Origin of the sequence: Sphingorhabdus buctiana (genome assembly GCF_042680825.1) — a bacterium.
GTDB classification, from domain to species: Bacteria; Pseudomonadota; Alphaproteobacteria; order Sphingomonadales; family Sphingomonadaceae; genus Sphingorhabdus_B; species Sphingorhabdus_B buctiana.
On record NZ_JBHUEL010000011.1, the window covers coordinates 204,613 to 221,316 of the forward strand.

General features: G+C 59.8%; 21 protein-coding genes. 5 read left to right on the forward strand and 16 right to left on the reverse strand.

Annotated elements, in window-relative coordinates:
- Window positions 1–11 precede the first annotated feature (11 nt).
- From ACFSAG_RS13515 to ACFSAG_RS13565, 11 genes are all read right to left on the reverse strand, one after another.
- Window positions 12–845, reverse strand: coding sequence for a hypothetical protein (locus tag ACFSAG_RS13515; RefSeq protein ID WP_381515792.1), 834 nt, complete (start codon window positions 843–845; stop codon window positions 12–14).
- Between the two features lie 4 nt (window positions 846–849).
- Window positions 850–1,326 carry a protein TolR gene (gene tolR / locus ACFSAG_RS13520; protein WP_381515795.1) on the reverse strand — a complete coding sequence of 159 codons (477 nt, stop codon included), beginning with the start codon at window positions 1,324–1,326 and terminating at the stop codon, window positions 850–852.
- A 10-nt stretch (window positions 1,327–1,336) separates the two neighbouring features.
- The gene (gene tolQ, locus ACFSAG_RS13525) at window positions 1,337–2,029 is read right to left on the reverse strand and encodes a protein TolQ (RefSeq protein ID WP_381515798.1); all 693 of its coding nucleotides are present in this window, start codon (window positions 2,027–2,029) and stop codon (window positions 1,337–1,339) included.
- 14 nt (window positions 2,030–2,043) lie between these two features.
- Window positions 2,044–2,496, reverse strand: coding sequence for a YbgC/FadM family acyl-CoA thioesterase (locus ACFSAG_RS13530; protein WP_381515801.1), 453 nt, complete (start codon window positions 2,494–2,496; stop codon window positions 2,044–2,046).
- Between the two features lie 105 nt (window positions 2,497–2,601).
- On the reverse strand, window positions 2,602–3,597 hold the full coding sequence (gene ruvB, locus ACFSAG_RS13535; RefSeq protein ID WP_381516183.1) for a Holliday junction branch migration DNA helicase RuvB: 996 nt from the start codon (window positions 3,595–3,597) through the stop codon (window positions 2,602–2,604).
- A 23-nt stretch (window positions 3,598–3,620) separates the two neighbouring features.
- Complete coding sequence (ruvA, locus tag ACFSAG_RS13540) at window positions 3,621–4,229, reverse strand: Holliday junction branch migration protein RuvA (RefSeq protein ID WP_381515804.1); 609 nt, start codon at window positions 4,227–4,229, stop codon at window positions 3,621–3,623.
- Between the two features lie 58 nt (window positions 4,230–4,287).
- A complete protein-coding gene (gene ruvC, locus ACFSAG_RS13545; RefSeq protein ID WP_374612861.1) occupies window positions 4,288–4,758 on the reverse strand; it encodes a crossover junction endodeoxyribonuclease RuvC in 471 nt (156 codons plus the stop codon).
- A gap of 107 nt (window positions 4,759–4,865) precedes the next feature.
- Window positions 4,866–5,609 (reverse strand): YebC/PmpR family DNA-binding transcriptional regulator, encoded by a 744-nt coding sequence (locus tag ACFSAG_RS13550; protein ID WP_381515807.1) that lies wholly within the window; start codon window positions 5,607–5,609, stop codon window positions 4,866–4,868.
- An 80-nt stretch (window positions 5,610–5,689) separates the two neighbouring features.
- Window positions 5,690–6,010, reverse strand: a complete 321-nt coding sequence (locus ACFSAG_RS13555) for a heavy metal-binding domain-containing protein (protein ID WP_381515810.1) — start codon at window positions 6,008–6,010, stop codon at window positions 5,690–5,692.
- 26 nt (window positions 6,011–6,036) lie between these two features.
- Window positions 6,037–6,279 (reverse strand): DUF2312 domain-containing protein, encoded by a 243-nt coding sequence (locus tag ACFSAG_RS13560; RefSeq protein ID WP_374612866.1) that lies wholly within the window; start codon window positions 6,277–6,279, stop codon window positions 6,037–6,039.
- Window positions 6,280–6,334: 55 nt separating this feature from the next.
- Window positions 6,335–6,637, reverse strand: a complete 303-nt coding sequence (locus ACFSAG_RS13565; protein WP_381515813.1) for a DUF1244 domain-containing protein — start codon at window positions 6,635–6,637, stop codon at window positions 6,335–6,337.
- An 84-nt stretch (window positions 6,638–6,721) separates the two neighbouring features.
- Between ACFSAG_RS13565 and pyk the strand changes: the two genes are divergently transcribed.
- A complete protein-coding gene (gene pyk, locus ACFSAG_RS13570) occupies window positions 6,722–8,170 on the forward strand; it encodes a pyruvate kinase (protein ID WP_381515816.1) in 1,449 nt (482 codons plus the stop codon).
- 4 nt (window positions 8,171–8,174) lie between these two features.
- On the opposite strand, the gene queA is transcribed toward pyk, so the two are convergent.
- Both queA and ACFSAG_RS13580 read right to left on the reverse strand, forming a co-directional pair.
- Entirely contained in the window at window positions 8,175–9,203 is a 1,029-nt protein-coding gene (gene queA, locus ACFSAG_RS13575; RefSeq protein ID WP_381515819.1) for a tRNA preQ1(34) S-adenosylmethionine ribosyltransferase-isomerase QueA, read from the reverse strand.
- Window positions 9,204–9,230: 27 nt separating this feature from the next.
- Window positions 9,231–9,884 (reverse strand): peptidylprolyl isomerase, encoded by a 654-nt coding sequence (locus ACFSAG_RS13580; RefSeq protein ID WP_374612874.1) that lies wholly within the window; start codon window positions 9,882–9,884, stop codon window positions 9,231–9,233.
- A gap of 151 nt (window positions 9,885–10,035) precedes the next feature.
- Here ACFSAG_RS13580 and ACFSAG_RS13585 point away from each other — a divergent pair, with 151 nt between their 5' ends.
- From ACFSAG_RS13585 to ACFSAG_RS13595, 3 genes are read left to right on the forward strand one after another with little or no spacing between them, the layout of a single operon-like run.
- The gene (locus ACFSAG_RS13585; RefSeq protein WP_381515823.1) at window positions 10,036–10,581 is read left to right on the forward strand and encodes a DUF3617 domain-containing protein; all 546 of its coding nucleotides are present in this window, start codon (window positions 10,036–10,038) and stop codon (window positions 10,579–10,581) included.
- Window positions 10,578–11,132: a DUF3617 domain-containing protein gene (locus tag ACFSAG_RS13590; RefSeq protein WP_381515826.1), complete on the forward strand. Its 555-nt coding sequence runs from the start codon at window positions 10,578–10,580 to the stop codon at window positions 11,130–11,132. The genes ACFSAG_RS13585 and ACFSAG_RS13590 overlap by 4 nt, the downstream gene beginning before the upstream one ends.
- Window positions 11,114–12,253 (forward strand): serine hydrolase domain-containing protein, encoded by a 1,140-nt coding sequence (locus ACFSAG_RS13595; RefSeq protein ID WP_381515829.1) that lies wholly within the window; start codon window positions 11,114–11,116, stop codon window positions 12,251–12,253. Before ACFSAG_RS13590 ends, ACFSAG_RS13595 begins: the two co-directional genes overlap by 19 nt.
- Window positions 12,254–12,325: 72 nt before the next feature.
- On the opposite strand, the gene ACFSAG_RS13600 is transcribed toward ACFSAG_RS13595, so the two are convergent.
- From ACFSAG_RS13600 to ACFSAG_RS13610, 3 genes are all read right to left on the reverse strand, one after another.
- The gene (locus ACFSAG_RS13600) at window positions 12,326–12,511 is read right to left on the reverse strand and encodes a YdcH family protein (protein ID WP_374612882.1); all 186 of its coding nucleotides are present in this window, start codon (window positions 12,509–12,511) and stop codon (window positions 12,326–12,328) included.
- Window positions 12,512–12,748: 237 nt separating this feature from the next.
- A complete protein-coding gene (gene dapD, locus ACFSAG_RS13605) occupies window positions 12,749–13,588 on the reverse strand; it encodes a 2,3,4,5-tetrahydropyridine-2,6-dicarboxylate N-succinyltransferase (protein WP_381515833.1) in 840 nt (279 codons plus the stop codon).
- Complete coding sequence (locus ACFSAG_RS13610; protein ID WP_381515836.1) at window positions 13,585–14,265, reverse strand: pyrimidine 5'-nucleotidase; 681 nt, start codon at window positions 14,263–14,265, stop codon at window positions 13,585–13,587. Before ACFSAG_RS13610 ends, dapD begins: the two co-directional genes overlap by 4 nt.
- Before the next feature lie 334 nt (window positions 14,266–14,599).
- On the opposite strand from ACFSAG_RS13610, the gene ACFSAG_RS13615 reads away from it, so the two are divergent.
- Window positions 14,600–16,702, forward strand: a complete 2,103-nt coding sequence (locus ACFSAG_RS13615; protein ID WP_381515839.1) for a S8 family peptidase — start codon at window positions 14,600–14,602, stop codon at window positions 16,700–16,702.
- Window positions 16,703–16,704 lie beyond the last annotated feature (2 nt).

A 16,704-nucleotide genomic window follows, 5' to 3' on the forward strand; every position in this document is an offset into this window, starting at 1 on the left:
TCTCTTCCCGTTCAACCCGTAGCGCGCAGCCGCATGGCGTGCGTTTTCCAGACATCATGATAATCAGGGTCAAGCCCCTTGAAAGGCGATGCCGCACGCACTGCCTGAATGATGCATCGCTTCAACGGTTCCGCCTGCGGGCGGTTATTATCATTGATCCCGGTTTGCTTGTCGACCCGCACATCGGACAACCGTCCGTTCGGTTCAAGGCTCAAGGTCACGAAAGTTTCTATCTGGCGAATGTCGAGCCCGGTGGGCGCACAGCGTTCGATCTTGTCGCGGATCTGCGGCCCAAGCGCGAGATTGACTTCCCGCCGTACCTCTGCGCCTGCCTTGCGCGCTACAGTGCCCTGTTTGGGTGAAGTCCCCTGCGTCGGCTTGGGATTGCTCCCGACCCCGCGAACCGCATCTTCAAAACTCTTGCTGAACGGTTTGGGTGCAGACTGCTTGGGCTGCGCGGTTTGCTTGGGCGTCGCCTTGGGCTGCGCTGCGACCTTTTTCTCTACGGGTTTCGGTGTAGGTTTGGGCGCAGGTTTAGGGGTGGGCTTGTCCACTGCCTTTGGCAACGGCTTGTCCGGCACCTTCTCCACCTTCATTACAGGCGTTGGCTCGGGTTCTGCCGGAGCGGGTTCGGCAACCGATTCAGCAGGCGCCGGTTCTTCCAGCACGGGATCTGGCGCGGTCGAGACATCGGCGACTTCACCGACAAGCGAGACCGAAATCGGCTGCGGCTTGGTGATGCGATCGGCCGTGAAGAAGGCACCCAGCGCAAACGCGCCAAGCAACAGCGCATGGCCACCAATGGCGGTGCCGAGGCCTATCCTTTCCGCACGATCCATCGCCACAGGGCTATTGCTCCTCAGATGAACCTTGGGTGACTGGCGCAGCGGCGGCAGTTGTGACGAGGCTGACCGAGTTGAGCCCAACGCGATTGAGCTCGCCCATCACCTTCATCATCTCGCCATAGCTGATGGTGGTATCGCCGCGCAGCATGATCTGGCGCGGATTGGCAGGGTCCTGCTCTGCCGCAATCGCTTCCAATTGCGCCGACAATTCACCGGCACTCACCGCAGCACTGTCGATGAAGACCTGGCCTTCCTTGTCGATCGAAATGTCGAGCGGTTCATCCTTCTGGTCGAGCGGATTGGCCCGGCTTTCAGGCAGTTCCACCGGTACTCCAGAGACAAGCAATGGTGCCGTCACCATGAAGATGATGAGCAGCACCAGCATCACGTCAACAAAGGGCGTGACGTTGATTTCGGCCATCGGCGCGCGGCGGCTGCCGCGACGGCCATGGCGCGAGGAACCGCCGGAATTGAGGTTCATCGCCACAGGCTCAGCCTTCCCGCTCCAACTCGCGGCTCAACAGGCCGTGGAAGCCATCGGCAAAACGGCCCATGCGCGCCTCATACTGGTTCAGCCGGTGTGAGAAGCGGTTATAGGCGATCACCGCCGGAATGGCGGCGAACAGGCCGATGGCGGTTGCGAACAGCGCCTCAGCAATGCCCGGGGCAACCACGGCGAGCGAGCTGTTTTGTTCTGCGGCAATCGCCGAAAAGCTGCGCATGATGCCCCAGACCGTACCGAACAGCCCGACAAAGGGCGCGACCGCGCCGGTGGTCGCGAGGAAATTGAGCCGGTTCGAAAGCTTTTCGCTCTCTGCCGCGATGGTCGCGTCCATGGCCGTAGCAAGACGCTCGCGGGTGCCTTGGCGATCCACAACCTTTACCGCAGTCGATCGGCGCCATTCGGCGAGGCCGGCCGCAAACACCTTGGCGATCGGCAGGTCGGATTTGCCATGCTGCTTGAAATAGCCGTCAACATCTTCGGTGCGCCAAAATTCGCGCTCGAATGCCTCGCTTTGGCCAGTGATGTTGCGGATTTTCAAGACGAAGCTGATGATGATCGTCCACACCCAGATGCTGGCCAGCGCCAGCCCGATCATCACTGCCTTCACCACCCAGTCGGCCTGGAGGAAAAGGTGCAATGGCGAGAATGTCGCGCCCTGGGCCAAAATCAACACATCCATATTTTCTCTTTCTTCTAACCCTGCTTGCCGGCCTTGATCGCTTCAAACGCCTCCAGCCATTCGCGCGGCTGGCGGCGCGGGCGACCTTCGGGCGTCAGGAAAGCGGCGGTAACCTCTGCCTCGGTCAGCACTTGGTCACCGCGCATGACTTTCTGATGAATTACAACGCTCGCGCCACGGATTTCCTCAACCGTCGAAACCAACAGCAACGCATCGTCGAAACGGGCCGGCGCGCGATATTTGATGTGCAGGTCGGCGACCGCATAAACGCCTTCGCCGCAGTCAAATGCTTCGCGCTGGCCTATTCCGGCAACGCTGAGCATGTCCGAACGGGCTCGCTCCATGAAGTGCAGATAGCGGCTGTGATAGACGACGCCCGAGAAATCGGTGTCCTCGAAATAAACCCGCACCGCAAACAGGTGGCGGGGTCCGTCAAAATGGCCGTGATAGGGTTGCGTCCCGTTCATTGCGAAGCGGCTTAACGCATGGATTCCGCGACAGGAAGGGGGTTGGTCGGATTTGTGCACAACTTGTCGTGCGTGGGACTCACTTGGTCAGCAAAAGGACAGTCATTATTTATCGAACAACCCATCCTGCGCCCCGGTCGGCGGGGTGATGCCGAGATGCTTCCACCCTGGCCCGTTCAACTGCCGCCCCCGTGCGGTGCGCGCGATCAGGCCGAGTTGGAGCAAATAGGGCTCGACCACATCCTCGATCGTATCGCGCGGCTCGGAAAGCCCCGCCGCCAGAGCCTCGACGCCGACAGGGCCGCCGCGATAGATATCGGCGATCATCATCAGATAGCGCCGATCCATCGCATCGAGGCCCAGGCTATCGACCTCCAGCCGGTTGAGCGCGGCATCGGCGACCTTGGCGGTGACGATGGTTTCGCCCGCGACATTTGCGAAATCGCGCACGCGGCGCAGCAACCGGCCGGCGATACGCGGCGTGCCGCGCGAACGCTTTGCCACTTCGCGCGCGCCATCGGCGGCGATTTCGAGATCGAGCAGCTTCGCCGCGCGGGTGACGACCAGTTCCAACTCGTCATGCGTGTAGAAATTCAAACGAACCGGAATGCCGAAACGGTCGCGCAGCGGTGTGGTCAACAGACCCTGCCGCGTGGTCGCGCCGACCAGCGTGAAGGCCGGCAGGTCGATCCGCACCGAACGCGCCGAAGGGCCTTCGCCGATCATGATATCGAGCGCACGGTCCTCCATCGCGGGGTAGAGGATTTCCTCGACCACCGGATTCAGGCGGTGGATTTCGTCGATGAACAAGACGTCGCCTTCTTCAAGGTTGGTCAGCAGCGCCGCCAGATCGCCCGATTTCGCAATGACCGGGCCAGAGGTGGAGCGGAAGCCAACCCCCATTTCCTTGGCGACAATCTGCGCCAGCGTGGTCTTCCCCAGCCCCGGCGGCCCGAAAAACAGCACATGGTCAAGCGCATCGCCGCGCGCCTTTGCCGCCTCGATAAACACCCGCAAATTCTCCCGCGCCGCCTGCTGCCCGATAAATTCGGTCAGGCTTTTCGGGCGCAGCGCGGCATCGATATCCTCGGGCTTGCGCATGGGGGTGAGGTGGGGGTTATCGGTCACTTCGCCGCCCTCTTAAGCGCTAGTCGTACCAGCGCATCGAGCGTCGCACCGTCACCCAATTCTTCCAGCGCCAACGCCACCGCACCTTGCGCTTCGCCGGGTTTGAAGCCGAGGCCGGTGAGCGCAGCGACTGCATCGGAGACATTGCTGTTCCCCGCCTTGGCCGCCGCCGCCAGTTTTGCGCCGCCGCCAATCCCCGCCATCGCGCCAACCTTGTCGCGCAGTTCGTTGACGATGCGGCTGGCGAGTTTCGGGCCGACGCCGTTAGCGCGCGCGACCATCGCGCTGTCGCCATTGGCAATCGCAATAGTCAGGTCGTCCGCCTCCAATGCGGAAAGGATCGCCAGCGCCACCTTTGCACCCACGCCCTGCACGCCGATCAGTAGGCGGAACCAGTCGCGTTCCTCTCGGCTGGCAAAGCCGATTAGCCGCTGGTCATTCTCGCTCACCAGCATTTCGGTGAAAACCGTCGCGAAATCCCCTGAGCCGCCGAGCACCGCGAGTGTCCGCACACTTGCCTGCACCAGATAGCCCACGCCGTTCACATCGATCACCAGGCTGTCCACGCCCGTTTCATCGATGCGGCCATATAGTTTCGCGATCATGCGAGAGGGTTAGCTTGCCGATCACCGGTCGGCAAGCAAAAGAGAACAAGCCGTGAACTTATCCCCGGATATGGTGCGCGTGCGTCACCGCGACGGCGAGCGCATCGGCCGCATCTTCACCCGCCAGTTTCAGCCCCGGCATGAGCACGCGGAGCATCGCCTCGATCTGTTTCTTGTCCGCCTTGCCGGTCCCGACCACCGATTTCTTGACCAGCCGCGCGGCATATTCGGTCACGGGGGTGCGGTTGCGTGCAGCGCCGAGCAGCACCACGCCGCGTGCTTGCCCCAGCTTCAGCGTCGATTGCGGATTCTTGTTGACAAACACTTCCTCAACCGCGGCACAATCGGGTTTGAAATGGTCGAGGATTGCGCGCAGTTTCTCATCAATCGCGACCAGACGGTTTGCCAATGGCAATTTGGCATCGGTGGTGATCTCGCCATTGTCGATATGGCTGAGGCGATTGCCTTCTTTCACGATGATACCCCAGCCGGTGGTGCCCAAGCCGGGGTCAAGACCGAGGATGATCATTTTCTCCCCTCCCGCTTGCGGGAGGGGCCGGGGGAGGGCCTGTCCCGTATCTGCTGGAGGGCGACTGGCCCTCCCCTAACCCCTCCCGCAAGCGGGAGGGGAACTGCTTAGCCCAGCTTCGCCATCACTTCGTCGGAAACATCATAATTGCCCCAGACAGTCTGGACATCGTCATCATCTTCAAGCGTGTCGATCATCTTGAGCAATGTTGCGGCATTGGCCTCATCCACCTCGACCAGCGTCTGCGGGCGCCAGGCGAGCTTTGCGCTGTCCGCCGCACCGAGCGAAGCTTCGAGCGCCTTGGACACTTCGTGCAAGGCGTCCATCGCTGTCCAGATGCTGTGCTCTTCCTCACCACTTTCGACATCTTCGGCGCCGGCCTCTAATGCGGCTTCGAACACGGTGTCGGCATCGCCAACGCTGGCCGGATAAGTGATCAGGCCCATGCGATCGAAGCCGTGGCTCACCGCGCCCGACGCGCCGAGGTTCCCGCCATTCTTGCTGAATGCGGTGCGCACATTGGTTGCGGTGCGGTTGCGGTTGTCGGTCAGCGCCTCGACGATCACGGCAACGCCGCCCGGGCCATAGCCCTCATAGCGCACTTCTTCGTAATTCTCCGCATCGCCGCCGCTCGCCTTGTCGATCGCGCGCTGGATATTGTCCTTGGGCATCGACTGCGCCTTGGCCGCATTGACCGCGAGGCGCAGGCGGGGGTTCATGTCCGGATCGGGCATGCCCATTTTCGCCGCGACGGTGATTTCGCGGCTGAGCTTGGAAAACATCGCAGAGCGCTTCTTATCCTGCGCGCCCTTGCGGTGCATGATGTTCTTGAATTTGCTATGGCCTGCCATGGCTCTCTTCTTTGTTGGCTGAAGGTGATGTGAAGGCGCGCCCTTACATCAGGAAACGCGCCTTCGGCAAGCCATGTGGATTACCCGAGTTTGACTGCGGTTCCACTGGCGCTGACCATCAGCATCGAACCTTGTGCACCAAGCACTTCGTAATCGAGGTCAATGCCGATCACGCCGTCTGCGCCGAGCGCGCGGGCTTCATCCGCCAGTTCCTTGAGCGCGGTTTCACGGGCATCGCGCAGCGAATTTTCATAAGCCCCCGATCGCCCGCCAACGATATCGCGAACGCTGGCAAACAGATCCTTGAAGATGTTGGCACCGACAATGACTTCGCCGGTTACGACGCCGAGATATTGGGCAACGGGGCGACCTTCGATGGTGGCAGTAGTGGTCATCAGCATGGGAGACTCCTTCCTTGGAGCCATCTTTATGCCAGACCGAGCGCTGCCTTGTAAGTCTCCAAAATTGCTTCCATTTCCTGCCGGTCATGGGTTTCCATTTTGCGCAAGCGAACGATCTGGCGCATGATTTTGGTATCATAGCCCTGGCTTTTCGCTTCGCTGTAAACGTCGCGAATATCGTCGGCGATGCCCTTTTTCTCTTCCTCGAGACGCTCGATGCGTTCGATGAAAAGGCGCAACTGGTCAGCGGCGATATTGCCTTCGGACATGATATTCTCCGGTTGGTTGTAGGGCGCTTTACGCCCGAATCAGGAAGCGCCTCGCTTAATGGCTCGGTGCATTCTTGGCCATGCTTTCCTGCATCCGCGCAAGCTGTTCAGGGGTGGCTTCCGATTGGTACTTTGCCTTCCATTCAGCAGGCGGCATGCCGTGAATCAGGGTGCGCGCCTCTTCCTTTGAAAGCTCTGGCTGTGCCTCCATCACCCAATCGGCAAGGCAGTTGCGACAAAAACCGGCAAGCCCCATCAGGTCGATATTCTCGGCATCATGGCGGTGTTGCAGATGCGCAACCAACCGCCGGAATGCCGCCGCCGCCGCCACATCACTGATTTGCATGTCTGTCTGCATAGCTATGCTCCCTTTGCCTAAACGCTCCAGACCGTTATGGGAGGCACGAGAGACAAAATCCAGAGCGCGAAAGAGCCTTCTCAGATGCAATATCACAAGCCGCGCATGCGCAAGGTCCGTATCCTCGCGACATTGGGTCCCGCGAGCGACACGCCTGAAATGATCGAAAAACTGTTCCGCGCAGGGGCGGATGCCTTTCGCGTCAACATGAGCCATGGCGAACAGGCCGAAAAAGCGAAGCTGATCGCGAATATCCGTGCGCTCGAAAAATCCTATAACCGCCCGACGACGATCCTTGTCGACCTGCAGGGCCCGAAGCTGCGCGTGGGCACCTTTGCGGGTGGCAAGGTGGAGCTGAAAACCGGTGATGCATTCCGGCTCGATACCAGCAAGAAGGCAGGCGATGCTTCGCGTGTCCACCTGCCGCATCCCGAAATCTTTGCGGCGCTCGAAATCGGTACCCGCCTGTTGCTCGACGATGGCAAGGTGGTGCTGCGGGTGACCGATATCAGCCCCGACCATATCGATACCAGCGTCGAGGTGGGCGGGATGCTTTCAGACCGTAAGGGCCTGAATGTGCCCGACGTCGTCGTCCCGATTGCGGCACTGACCGAGAAGGATCGCTCGGACCTCGCTTTCGCTCTGGAACAGGGTGTCGATTGGGTTGCCATGTCGTTCGTGCAGCGCCCCGAAGACGTGGCCGAAGGCAAGAAGCTGATCGGTGGAAAGGCGGCCCTGCTCGCCAAGATCGAAAAGCCGGCGGCTATCCACCGGCTGGAAGAAATCCTCGAACTCGCCGACGGGGTGATGGTCGCACGTGGCGATTTGGGCGTCGAACTGCCGCCCGAACAGGTACCGCCGCTTCAGAAAAAAATCGTCTCGACAGCCCGCCAGATGGGCAAGCCCGTGGTCGTCGCAACGCAGATGCTCGAATCGATGATCGTCGCGCCGACGCCAACGCGCGCCGAAGTATCGGACGTTGCGACCGCAATTTACGATGGCGCAGATGCCGTCATGTTGTCTGCCGAAACGGCGGCTGGCGCTTGGCCGATCGAGGCCGTTTCGATCATGGATCGTATCGCCCAGCAGGTTGAAAGCGATCCTGATTTCTTCAAACGCATCCACTTCACCGTAACCCCCGCCGATGCCACCACGGCTGACGCGCTGGCAGAGGCGAGCGGGCGCATTGCCGATACGGTCGAAACCAGCGCGATTGTGTGCTTCACTTCCTCCGGCTCGACCGCGCGTCGCATTTCGCGTGAGCGACCCGCCGTGCCGGTCTTGGTGCTTACCGCCAGCCAACAAACTGCACGCCGGCTGGGCCTGTTATGGGGTGCCTTTGCCGTGCGGACCAAGGACATCGGCAGCTTCGAAGAGATGGTTGCCAAGGGCAAGCGCATGGCGCTGCGTTACCATCTCGGCAGCGCCGGTGCGCGGCTGATCATGATGGCAGGTGTTCCTTTCGGCACACCGGGTTCGACCAACGTGCTCCACGTCGTTCGCCTCACCGGGGACGAGTTGAAGGGGCATTGATCCTTCAGGGGATCAGCAGGCTGCTATCCCCATAGCTGTAGAAACGATATTCCTGCGCGATGGCGTGCGCATAGGCCGCACGCATCACATCAAGCCCCATCAGCGCGCTGACCAGCATGAACAGGGTCGATTTCGGCAGGTGAAAGTTGGTCATCAGCCCGTCGATCGCCTTGAAGCGATAGCCCGGTGTGATGAAGATTACGGTATCGCCCTCGAACGGGCGGATGACCTTATCGTCGCTGGCTGCGCTTTCGAGAAGGCGTAGCACAGTCGTGCCAACGGCGATGATACGTCCGCCCTTTGCCCGCACTGCATTCAATCGTTCTGCCGTGGCCGCGTCGATCCGGCCCCATTCGCTGTGCATCTGGTGCGCGTCGGTATCTTCGGCCTTTACCGGCAGGAACGTTCCCGCCCCAACGTGCAGGGTCAATGTTTCGTGACCAATCCCCGCTGCCGCCAGCGCATCCATCAATCGCGGCGTGAAATGCAGCGACGCCGTAGGAGCAGCGACGGCACCATCCTTTTGCGCGAACATTGTCTGGTAATCGCTTTTGTCCGCCTCATCGATCCCGCGCTTGCTTGCGATGTAGGGCGGCAAGGGCATCGTCCCCGCACGGTCGAGGAGAATTTCGACCGCTTCTTCGCCATGGAAAAACAGAACGAAACTGCCATCGGCGAGCCGTTCCTCTGCGGTCACCGTAACGCCACCGCCGAATATTATCTCGTCGCCGACCTTCAGCCTTTTGGCGTTGCGGATGAAAGCCTGCCAGCGGCGCAGGTCGATCCGCTTGTGCAGCGTCGCTCCAATCTTCGCCTCGCCGCGCCGCCCTTCGAGTTGGGCAGGAATTACCCGCGTATCGTTGAAAACAAGGCAGTCGCCGGAGCGTAAACGCTGCGGCAGGTCAAGGACATGTGCGTCCTCCATCCGACCATCTCCTGAAACGCACAGCATGCGCGCGGCATCGCGCGGTGAAACCGGGCGCAGCGCGATACGCTCTTGCGGAAGGTCGAAATCGAACAGGTCGACGCGCATTTTTCCGCGCCTATCCTTTTGCCAAGATTAGTTGAGCGGCTTGCTCAGATCATCGAGCGTCACCGGCGCCTCTGCTGGTGCGGCAGGCTTCGCAAGCGCTGTGAAATCCGGCGGAGGCACATTGTCCGCCGCAATCGACGCCTGGATGATCTTGTCGGGGGTTGCTGGTGGCTCACCGCGCTGGATGGCATCGACAAATTGCATGCCCGAAGTCACGCGCCCGAATACCGTATATTTGTTATCGAGCGAGAAACGCGGCTGGAAGCAAATGAAAAACTGGCTGTTTGCGCTGTCTTCAGATTGCGCCCGCGCCATGGAAACGGTGCCGCGCAGATGCGGTGCGGCGCTGAATTCAGCCTTAAGATCGGGAAGTTGCGATCCGCCGGTGCCAGTGCCGGTCGGATCGCCGGTCTGCGCCATGAAGCCATCGATCACGCGATGGAAGATGATGCCGTTGTAAAAGCCCTGACGGGTCAGCGTCTTGATGCGCTCGACATGGGCTGGGGCAATTTGTGGATAGAGCTTGATTGTCACGCGGCCACCCGAAGACAGATCGAGGTGCAATGTGTTTTCCGCCTCGTCGACAACTGGTGATGCAGGGGCTGCAGGCGATTCCGATTGGGCGTGGGCAAACCCTGCCCCAAACAGTGCAACCATCAGAAAAACAACAAAACGCTTCATCGCGGGCAAAACTCCCCAAAATTCGGATGCCGCCTCCTTAGCGGGCTGATCTGTCCTTGTCATGAACGAACCGCATGGTGCGCAAAACGGTTGCCATGGTTCTGGTTTCGCGACAAACAGGCCAGATGGGATTGCATTGGAGGGTTTGCAGATGAGGAAGCTTTTAATTGGCAGCGCCGCGTGTGCAATGCTGGCGCTATCGGCCTGTTCAGATAAAGGCGCTGATGCCGATGGCGACGGAAAAGTCAGCAACGAAGAGGCGCAGAAGGAACTTTCACAAGGCGGCGCGGTTGCGATGAAGCCGGGGCTTTGGGAAGTGAAGATCAAGTTCGGCAGCATCGAGGCGCCCGGTTTGCCCGAAGCAGCCAAGGCGCAAATGACCAAGGCGATGACCGAAATGAGCGTCAAATCCTGCCTGACCAAGGAACAGGCCGAAAAGCCTGGCGCGGATTTCTTTGGCGGTGACGAAAACAGCAATTGCAGCTTTGAACAGCTCAACCGTTCCGGCAACAAGATGACCGTCGCCATGACTTGCAAACCGGAAGGCGGCATCACGGTAGCCAGCAAGATGGACGGCAGCTTCGAAGGTGAAAGCTATGTGATGAACATGGAGCAGAAGACAAGCGGAACGCCCATGGGTGAAATGAAGATGAAGGGCCGCATCGAAGGCAAACGGATTGGTGAATGCCCGGCATGACGATGAAAGCAGTATCCCTTTCAGCAATGGTGCTGTTGATCACAGTTTCCGGTTGCAGCGACAGTGCAGATACCAACGGCGATGGCAGCGTTTCACGGCAGGAGCGCGCCGAAGAAATGCGGCGAGATGGCTATCTCGCCATGCAGCCGGGCCGCTGGCGCATGAACTTTGCCTTTACCGAAATCGATGTGCCCCGTCTGGGCGATGAGGAAAAGGCCAGCATCAAAGCACAGCTTGCGAAAGGCGCATCCGGCCTTTCCTGCCTCAGCGAAGCCGATGCAGCGAAGCCCGGCCCGGACTTTTTTGGCGGCGAAGGCGCGGAAGATTGCAGCTATACCCATTTCGACATTGCCGGAAATCGGGTTGATATGGCGCTGAGTTGCGGCATGGGCGATCTAGGCAAGGCCAAGATGAAGCTTGATGGCACATTGGGTGATGCCGATTTCAATTTCGATACCGATTTGGAAGTGCAGGTGCCAATGGCTGGCAAAATCAAGCTTAAGGGCAGCATGACTGGCACGCATGAGGGCGAATGCCGGGGCGACGAATAACCGCTGCTCGCGGCGCAGCGCTGGCGCTCGCAATTGCGGGTGCTGCCAGCGCTGCACCGGAGCAGGTTGGCTTGCCTGAGCCGGCACGCGTGCGGGTCGATTTTTCCTCGACCGCGATTTTGTCCAAGCAAGCTTCCGGCGAAGCTGGGGTAGTGGGCCGAAAGGTGGCCGCCGATGATCCGGTGCGGGTCGCCTCCATCTCCAAACTGGTCACTGCCATTGCAGTGATGCGGCTTGTTGATGAAGGTCGGATCGATCTCGATAAGGATATTGGCGACTATCTCGGTTTTGCAGTGCGCAACCCCGCCTTCCCTGACCGTCCAGTGACGCTGCGGCACCTTTTGAGCCACACGTCGAGCATAAGGGATTCGATCGACTATTTGCTGCCACTGGATGGCAGCCTGCAAACAGTGCTCTCCAACCCGGCGGTCTGGTTTCCGGGGCACGAGCCGGGAGATTATTTCAGCTACGCCAACCTCAACTCTCCAGTCATTGCGGCGACCATCGAAGCTGCAACGCGGGAGAGGTTCGACCGGTTGGTGGCAAAGAAGGTTCTCGCACCCTTGCGGCTCGATGCCTGTTTCAATTGGGGTGATGGATGTAGCCCGGGGCGACGAGCCCAAGCCGTCACGCTTTTGCGGACCAATGGCGATCTCGCGCGCGATGCAGCGATCAGCGGCACTGATCCCTGCCCCATACTCGCGGCGAGCGATGGCAGTTGCGACCTCATTCGCTATCGCATCGGAAAAAACGGATCATCCTTCAGCCCCCAAGGTGGCTTGCGCATTTCGATGCAGGATCTTTCCCGGGTGGGGCAATTGCTGCTGAATGGCGGCCGACCCATATTGAGCAGCAAGGCCTTTGCCGAAATGACCCGCGTCCAATGGCGTTTCAACGGGGTGAATGGCGACGATGATCGCGGCTATTTCCAGGCCTATGGTCTTGGCGTGCACATCCATGAAGACCGTGCGGGCCGCAAATGGATTGGCCATGTCGGCGAAGCCTATGCGCTGCGCGCTGGACTTTGGGTCAATCCGCAAACGCGTAAGGGCTTTGCCCAGTTTGTGACTATGGTTCCGGCCGAAACACCGGTCGGTCACTGTCTGGATACATGCCCCTGATAGTCTGGCTGCGCTCGCCATCAGGCTAGGGGCGAACCTTGGGAGAGGGCGGCGAGCGCAGCCTTACTGATATCAGGCCGGTTTCGGGGTCTTTCGACCCTTGGAAACCATCGCCTGCAATTTATCCTTCACCGCCAGCTTCATGCGTTTCAGCCGCTGGATCCGTGCGAAGCTCGGCCAGCTGCGGCGCATTTCGGCGCGCAATTCATCATCAAGCTTCTGGTGGTACTGCATCAGACGGAATGTCCGTTCCGACATCTCTTTTCTCCTCTTGAACAATGGTTGTTCAATCGGATGTTCCGATGCCGGGCAGAGGGTATTCGGGGGAAACAGGGACCGCACAACCCGAGCACCGGAAACATCCGATGCGGCCGACATCGCGTTCCTTCCGAAGAAGCGAGCGCCAGAGGGGCCCGGTCCGCAGATGCAAATTAGAGTGATTCGCTCTTATATTGCAAGCAAAACCGGAAACGGTTGGTCGATGAATTTAGGCGCTTAGTCGCGAAGCAACTCATTTATCGCGGTTTTGGAGCGGGTTTGGGCATCAACTCGCTTAACGATCACAGCGCAGGCGAGGCTCGGCCCCGGCGAACCATCGGGAAGCGGTTTGCCGGGAAGTGCACCCGGAACCACCACCGAATAGGACGGCACTCGCCCCACAAAGATTTCGCCGGTTGCACGATCGATGATCTTTGTTGTGGAAGACAGGAACACGCCCATCGCGAGCACTGCCCCCTGTTCGACAATAACGCCTTCGACCACTTCGGAACGCGCGCCGATGAAGCAATCATCCTCGATGATTACCGGACCAGCCTGCAACGGCTCAAGCACGCCGCCAATGCCGACGCCACCCGACAGGTGGACGTTCTTGCCGATTTGTGCACAGCTCCCCACGGTCGCCCATGTATCGACCATGCTGTTTTCATCGACATAGGCGCCAAGGTTCACAAAGCTGGGCATCAGAACCACGCCTTTGCCAATATGCGCACTGTGGCGAACGATGCTGCCCGGTACTGCCCGGAAACCGGCATCACGGAAGCGGTTTTCGCCCCAGCCGGAAAACTTTGAAGGAACCTTGTCCCACCAATGCGCACCACCTGGTCCGCCGGGAATCGTTTCCATGTCGTTGAGGCGGAAGGAAAGGAGGACAGCCTTTTTGAGCCACTGATTCACCTGCCATTCGCCGTCGACTTTTTCAGCGACACGGCGGGCACCACTATCGAGCAGGTTCAGCGCCTCAACCACGGCAGCGCGCACTTCGCCACCCGTTCCGGTGTTGATCGCGTCGCGTTCGTCCCAGGCCTTCTCGATTACTGCCTGCAATGCCTCGCTCATTTCCGTTCCTTTCCTGCGACCAGCCAATGGGCAAGGTCTTGTATCTCATGATCGACAAAATGCGGTCGTGGGTTTGCGGATCCATCGTCCGCGGCATGGTTGACCCAGACCGTGGTCATGCCAATCGTCTTGGCTGGCTCCAAGTTATGCGCCGAATCCTCAACGAACAATGCCGCCGTCGGGTTGATATCCAGCTGGCTGCACAATGCATGATAGCTATCGAGTGCAGGCTTCGGCTTATGTTCCATTCGGTGGATGTCGAACACGACCTCGAACGCGCCATCGAGCCCGCGTGCGGCGAGCACACGTTGCGCATAAGGTGCATCGGCATTGGTGAAAATCAGCTTCCTTCCGGGAAGCGATTCAATCCCGGTACGCAACCGATCACAAGGCTGCAGCAGCGACATGTCGACATCGTGCACGAATTCCAGATAGCCATGCGGATCGACTGCATGTTCGGCCATCAATCCGCCCAGCGTCGTTCCATATTTGCGCCAATAATCGTAACGGATCTGGTGTGCACGTTCACCATCGACCTTGAAATAATCTTCGACAAAGGCGGCAATCCGGTTGCGCACCTGCTCCATGATATTGTGCTCTGGCGCATAAAGCGTCAGATCCAGATCGAAGATCCAGGTGTCGACATGGCCGAAGTCGGGATGGGTTGCCGGAGACATGGCCGCCCCGTTAACTACAGGTGTCAAATCTCGCAAGGAACAACTGCGTTAATGCTGGCGCAAGCGCAGCAACGGTAATAACATAAGTTATAGTCTGGGGAGTATCATGGCGAGTACTGGCACGGGTCGCAAAATTGCTGTCGGCACTTCGATAATTTTTGCATTGACCGTATCCGCATGTGGCGGAGGCGGTGGGGTAAGTTCAACGCCGACACCTCCACCTGCGGTGACCCCGCCAGCGCCACCACCGCCGCCTGTTCCACCTCCACCCCCGCCTCCTCCCCCACCGACTGCAAATTTCAATACCGTTGAGTATCAACGATCCAACGGCGCTGTGCAGGCGCAGGCGATAGCTGCTTATAATGCCGGGGCGAGTGGAACCGGCGTTATCGCCGGCGTCGTCGACAGCGGTATCGATGTCGACAGCCCCGAATTTGCCGGAAAGATCCATCCTCAATCAGCAGACTTTGCAGGCAGTCGCGGACTCCAAGACGAAGGCGGTCATGGGACAGCCGTTTCGTCGGTACTCCTTGGGGCCAAGAATGACCTCGAAACCCATGGTGTAGCCTTTGGTGCTACACTGCTGGTGCTGCGGACCGATACCGCCGGCACCTGTGCCGATACGGATCCCGACAAGGGATGCACCCACAACGATAACAATATCGCGCGCGCCGTAGATCGAGCGGTCGCCGTCGGTGCGAAGGTGATCAACATGTCGCTCGGCGGATCGCCGATGAACTTGACGCTTCGAGCGGCAGTGGATCGGGCAACCGCCGCCGGCGTGGTCTTCGTCATCTCGGCCGGCAACGAATTCGATGACGATCCGGCAGTTGCTGTAAATCCCGATCCGATGGCGATGATAGCACTTGACCCGATCGCACGGGGCCAAGTGTTGATCGCGGGCGCAACCGATTCAACACAACAGATTTCGGCCTTTTCAAACCGGGCCGGTAACGGGCAGAATTATTACATCACCGCGCTCGGCGTGCGCGTCCGTGATCCGGACGAAAACGGCACCCAGTTTCTGTGGAGCGGCACCAGTTTTTCTGCACCCATTGTAGCAGGCGCGGTTGCATTGCTTGCGCAGGCTTTCCCCAATCTCACCGGAGCGCAGATTGTCGACCTTTTGCTTCGCACCACAACGGATCTTGGCGCTGCCGGGACGGATGCCATTTACGGCAGGGGAGAGCTCAATCTTGCTCGCGCATTCCAGCCACAGGGGCAACAGTCAATTGCGGGAACGCCAATTCCGGTTCCCACCGGTTCTACCGGGGCGCTAGGCGGACCAATGGGTGATGCCGGTGCCGGGCAAGGCCCGCAATCGGTGATCCTCGACAGCTATGGACGCGCGTTCCGGGCCGATTTCAGTGGTACCTTGCTCGCGGCCAAATCCGCACCCAAGCTCGCCCCGGCGCTCAGCATGGGTACCGAAACGCGCGTTGCGGCAAATCCGAATCTCGCAGTCACGCTTTCGGTCGCCAACCGCCGCGACGGAGTAGGGCCGGACCGGCTAGACCTGTCCCCCCGCGAACGATCACAAGCGCGCGCCATAGCTGGCTCGGTCATCGCCAAATTGGGGAATGACCGGCAAGTGGCGCTTGGCATTGCGCGGAGCAGCGGCGCCCTGATCGACCAGATGGCCATCGAACGCGCAACCAGCTTTATCGCCGCTGATGCGGCGCAGGAATCATTCGGCTTTTTCAGCCAGCCAAGCTCTGCCTTTGCCTATCGCCAACATATCGCCGGCTTTGGATTGACCGTTGCGGGCGAAAGCGGCGATGTTCGCCTATGGGAGGAATTTGCAGGCGATCCGCTGCGTAACCGCTATCGCGGTTATGGCTATCGCCTTGCTCATGTGGGCTTCGACCGTGATCTCGGCGCGCTGCGTCTCAAACTTTCGGGAACGATGCTCAACGAACGCCAAACGATATTGGGCGGCGGCACCAATATGTGGACGGGCGAAACAGGCGCACGCAGCTGGTTTGCCGACGCCGGGACTACACTATCGCTGGGTTCTGACTGGCGTGTGGAGGTCAATTATCGGCGCGGGTGGACGCGTATCGCTGCTGCCGGATTGCGCGACTCCGCCGATTGGCTGGAAAGCGATGCATGGTCTGCGGACCTCACTCGCGTTGGTGTCTTTTCGCTGCGTGACAGCCTGAGTTTGCGCGTCGCCCAGCCGCTTCGCGTGCACGGTGGAGGCCTGAACCTCACCCTACCGACAGGTTATGATTATTCGACCTTGCAGGCGAGTTTCGGGCGACAGTTCGTGTCGCTCAGCCCGACGGGGCAGGAACGGGATATCGAAGCTGCCTATGCAACGCCCTTTGCTGGCGGCTACCTGTCGGCCAACGCTTTCTGGCGGACCGAACTGGGCCATATCGAGGCTGCGCCCGACGACCTCGGGGTGGCGCTGCGCTTCAACCGGAAATTCTAGGA

Excerpts from the sequence above, each read along its gene's own strand:
- ACFSAG_RS13585 (WP_381515823.1), top strand. The coding sequence starts at position 10,036 with ATGAGGAAGCTTTTAATTGGCAGCGCCGCGTGTGCAATGCTGGCGCTA.
- tolQ (WP_381515798.1), bottom strand. The coding sequence starts at position 2,029 with ATGGATGTGTTGATTTTGGCCCAGGGCGCGACATTCTCGCCATTGCAC.
- ruvA (WP_381515804.1), bottom strand. The coding sequence starts at position 4,229 with ATGATCGCGAAACTATATGGCCGCATCGATGAAACGGGCGTGGACAGC.
- ACFSAG_RS13590 (WP_381515826.1), top strand. The coding sequence starts at position 10,578 with ATGACGATGAAAGCAGTATCCCTTTCAGCAATGGTGCTGTTGATCACA.
- ACFSAG_RS13560 (WP_374612866.1), bottom strand. The coding sequence starts at position 6,279 with ATGTCCGAAGGCAATATCGCCGCTGACCAGTTGCGCCTTTTCATCGAA.
- ruvB (WP_381516183.1), bottom strand. The coding sequence starts at position 3,597 with ATGCGCAAGCCCGAGGATATCGATGCCGCGCTGCGCCCGAAAAGCCTG.
- ACFSAG_RS13610 (WP_381515836.1), bottom strand. The coding sequence starts at position 14,265 with ATGTCTCCGGCAACCCATCCCGACTTCGGCCATGTCGACACCTGGATC.
- ACFSAG_RS13565 (WP_381515813.1), bottom strand. The coding sequence starts at position 6,637 with ATGCAGACAGACATGCAAATCAGTGATGTGGCGGCGGCGGCGGCATTC.
- queA (WP_381515819.1), bottom strand. The coding sequence starts at position 9,203 with ATGCGCGTCGACCTGTTCGATTTCGACCTTCCGCAAGAGCGTATCGCG.
- ACFSAG_RS13550 (WP_381515807.1), bottom strand. The coding sequence starts at position 5,609 with ATGGCAGGCCATAGCAAATTCAAGAACATCATGCACCGCAAGGGCGCG.
- ACFSAG_RS13600 (WP_374612882.1), bottom strand. The coding sequence starts at position 12,511 with ATGTCGGAACGGACATTCCGTCTGATGCAGTACCACCAGAAGCTTGAT.
- ACFSAG_RS13580 (WP_374612874.1), bottom strand. The coding sequence starts at position 9,884 with ATGAAGCGTTTTGTTGTTTTTCTGATGGTTGCACTGTTTGGGGCAGGG.
- ACFSAG_RS13530 (WP_381515801.1), bottom strand. The coding sequence starts at position 2,496 with ATGAACGGGACGCAACCCTATCACGGCCATTTTGACGGACCCCGCCAC.
- dapD (WP_381515833.1), bottom strand. The coding sequence starts at position 13,588 with ATGAGCGAGGCATTGCAGGCAGTAATCGAGAAGGCCTGGGACGAACGC.
- ACFSAG_RS13595 (WP_381515829.1), top strand. The coding sequence starts at position 11,114 with ATGCCGGGGCGACGAATAACCGCTGCTCGCGGCGCAGCGCTGGCGCTC.
- ACFSAG_RS13555 (WP_381515810.1), bottom strand. The coding sequence starts at position 6,010 with ATGCTGATGACCACTACTGCCACCATCGAAGGTCGCCCCGTTGCCCAA.
- ruvC (WP_374612861.1), bottom strand. The coding sequence starts at position 4,758 with ATGATCATCCTCGGTCTTGACCCCGGCTTGGGCACCACCGGCTGGGGT.
- pyk (WP_381515816.1), top strand. The coding sequence starts at position 6,722 with ATGCAATATCACAAGCCGCGCATGCGCAAGGTCCGTATCCTCGCGACA.
- tolR (WP_381515795.1), bottom strand. The coding sequence starts at position 1,326 with ATGAACCTCAATTCCGGCGGTTCCTCGCGCCATGGCCGTCGCGGCAGC.